This window comes from Paenibacillus sp. P3E (genome assembly GCF_001909045.1).
GTDB lineage: Bacteria > Bacillota > Bacilli > Paenibacillales > Paenibacillaceae > Paenibacillus_AQ > Paenibacillus_AQ helianthi.
The window spans coordinates 1-2,887 of record NZ_LVWH01000077.1; the positions used below are offsets into that span (position 1 = coordinate 1).

The 2,887-nt window shown below is 40.8% G+C and carries 2 protein-coding genes; one reads left to right on the forward strand and one right to left on the reverse strand.

Annotation, left to right across the window (positions count from 1 at the left end):
- Positions 1–68: 68 nt before the first annotated feature.
- Positions 69–833: an S-layer homology domain-containing protein gene (locus tag A3842_RS08255; protein WP_074101048.1), complete on the forward strand. Its 765-nt coding sequence runs from the start codon at positions 69–71 to the stop codon at positions 831–833.
- A gap of 1,790 nt (positions 834–2,623) precedes the next feature.
- Here the strand turns inward: A3842_RS08255 and A3842_RS08260 are convergent.
- Positions 2,624–2,887: cupin (locus tag A3842_RS08260; protein WP_074101049.1), on the reverse strand; the 264-nt coding region annotated here is incomplete at its 5' end.

Genomic DNA, 2,887 nt, shown 5'->3' on the forward strand with positions numbered 1-2,887 from the left:
ATTTTAGATTGATTATTATATTATTGAACTCCAAACACTGATAGGAACACAATTAGGAGGAATTTTCCATGAAAAAATCAATAATATCTACCCTATCCGCACTTATCTTGATATCAGCAACTCCTGCGCTAGCAGCAAGTAGTTTCTCTGACGTACCCGAATCAAACTGGGCCGCCCCAGCAATCACGTTTATGGTGGACAAGCAGGCAGTAAGTGGGTATGCGGATGGAACCTTCAAACCTGGAAAACCTGTGACAAAGGCTGAGTTCATACATATGTTTCATACACTACTTCCAAACATAGGAGGTACTGCTAACAATCCCCCTAATTTCGTAGACTTAAAAGGGAACTGGGCAGCTAAGGATTTCAATGCTGTTTTTGGCGCTCATGGCTGGGAGCTTACCGACCACTTTAGCAGCGACTATAAAAAGGCTTATCTAGCTCCTGATAAGCAACTCACTAGATGGGATGTTGCTATCATCACCGGAGTACTTACAATGGACACCTTATTTTCAGACACCCAAAGTAACAGCGTAGACGAACCGAAAAAAGTACTGGATACAATAGGCCAATTTAAGGACATCAAAAAAAGACCCGCAGTTGGATTAGAGATGGCAGGTATGTATACCCCAGTTATACTTACCGAAGACTACGGGAACGGGGATTCGTACGCGGGGGACGCTGAAAATATCAAAGCGCTCGCTATCTATACGGTGATTAGTAACGATATTATGGGCGGTGCTAATGGTAAGTTTCGCCCCACAGATAAGGTAACCAGAGCAGAGGCTGTGACGATCCTACAACGGGTGTATACAGCATCAGAGAATAAATAAAGAGATACAACTAAAAGATCAAAGAGCCCTGGTGGGCTCTTTGATCTTTTAGTGTACTATGAATCTGCCCCGTAAATAGAATCTACGTTAATACATGAAAATTCATTATTTTGGGATCTTAATTATATAGTATTGGTAAACGAAATAATAAAACCTAAGAAACTAAAAACTAAGTGAAGCTGGGGTTAATAAGAGAGATATAGAACCGATTCCACTTATTGTGGATGCATTAAAAAAGTTGCTAGAGTACCCTGCCAGACTTACGATTCGGACAACTAGTAGAAAACATCCTTTCGCACTATAAAGGAGGGGCAGAGATAGGCGATATGTATGGTGGGCAACGATACTTCACCTCACACCTTATTGATGCTCCTGTCCTTTAAAAAAAACTATTAAGAATGAATTGCGGAATCTCATAAAAGACCACACAAGACATGAGATCCTCATTAAGGCAGCTTGCTGGGGAATAGAAAAGCAATTACCTTCCATCACAAAAGATCTCCAGAAGGCAAATAGGCGCCTAATATCCTATTCCAACTATATTCTCGTCAAGTCATTACAATCAATCAGTTTCAGGATAAGAACGAAAAGTTGATCGAAGAACAGCACAGCTTACGATTTCAAATAGCCGAGTTGGAGTACAAAGTATAAGTTGAGAAAGATACTGAAGAGTTGTTGCAAGACTTCCGCCAATAATTAAAGAGCATCGCCGATTTAAATATTGATGATGAATGAGTCTTGAAACCTGTCATTCATTCATAAATCAATAAAATCGAGGTCAAAGTTGACGGATGCATTAAGCAGATTCATTATAATTTTGCCACTCCATCAATTAAAGGGGCATAGAAAAAAAGGTGGGATATTAATCCGCACCCTTCCATTTTAGTATCACTGAACACTCCACATGCACCGTATGCGGGAACATATTGGCTTAGGATTTGATCTGTTGCAATTCGCAGAAACCTTGATTTGACGGGCTTTTTGCCTACGCACTTCCGTTCTAGAAGGCTGATTTCCGCACGTTTCTGTTGATGTTTTACATCAATTTTACATCAAATAGGTTTAACTAGCACAAGCCCGTCAAGCTGGGTAATGACCATTCCAAAGTATTCTCAAAAGAGATTGGTCAAACTAAGTAGTCTTCAATGACTAACGAAAGATTTCTGTTTATTTATTCACCACGGATTGATACGGCAGTAGGACCATTTGCTATATGATCAATTTATTTATAAAGCTCATATTATGGATGAATATCTTATGCAACTGAATACGTTGTGGGTATATTAAGCTCTGCCCAGTAAGTCGGGGATGAGCTTTTCTTTTATACTAAAAAGATCACCACTGGGTAAAAACGAATGCGTCGTTGGGACTTAGCTCTCGTCGCATAAAGTGTTTCAGCCTTGGTAGCGTTCATACCCCGATTTAGCTGGTTGGGCCATGAGCCCGTCGCCAACCTGTGGAGGACGTCTTACCCTTGGTCCCGGTGTCCATTAAAGGAGATCATCTGAAACTACCTATTCTCAGTATTGATGTAGCGAAAGGTACAAGTGTCGCTGCTGCTTTCTCTGCTTATGATTCCATCTTCCTAGTCTTTCGGATAACGTTGTTGTATTCACGACGTCCTTCCCCCTTAGATAGCTCTTATCTTAGGGGGAAGGATGTGTCCGGCTGACTATGCTTCCTCGAAACTGAAATGCCTCTCCGAATTCACTTCTAACTTCCCGCCGGACAGAGGGCCGAATTGCCCGAAGCGAGAATATGTTGTTATATGATGTTGCTTCTTCTCCGAATTAACCTTCGAGCCATTCAAGTTCTGTCATCAAAGGTTTTAAATCTTCTCCTTCAATTACAATCACTATCATTCCTTGTTCCGATCCTGATTCATGTATTTCTTCTCGTTCCCAATAGGCTGCTCTACCAGATTGAATATGATATTTAATTCCCTCTTTACCGACTACCCAACCTTGACCATTCAACACTAAAAATAATTGATGTACCGTTGCTGGATGTGATCCTACAACTCCTTCAGACCCTATATGAAAACATCCTATATG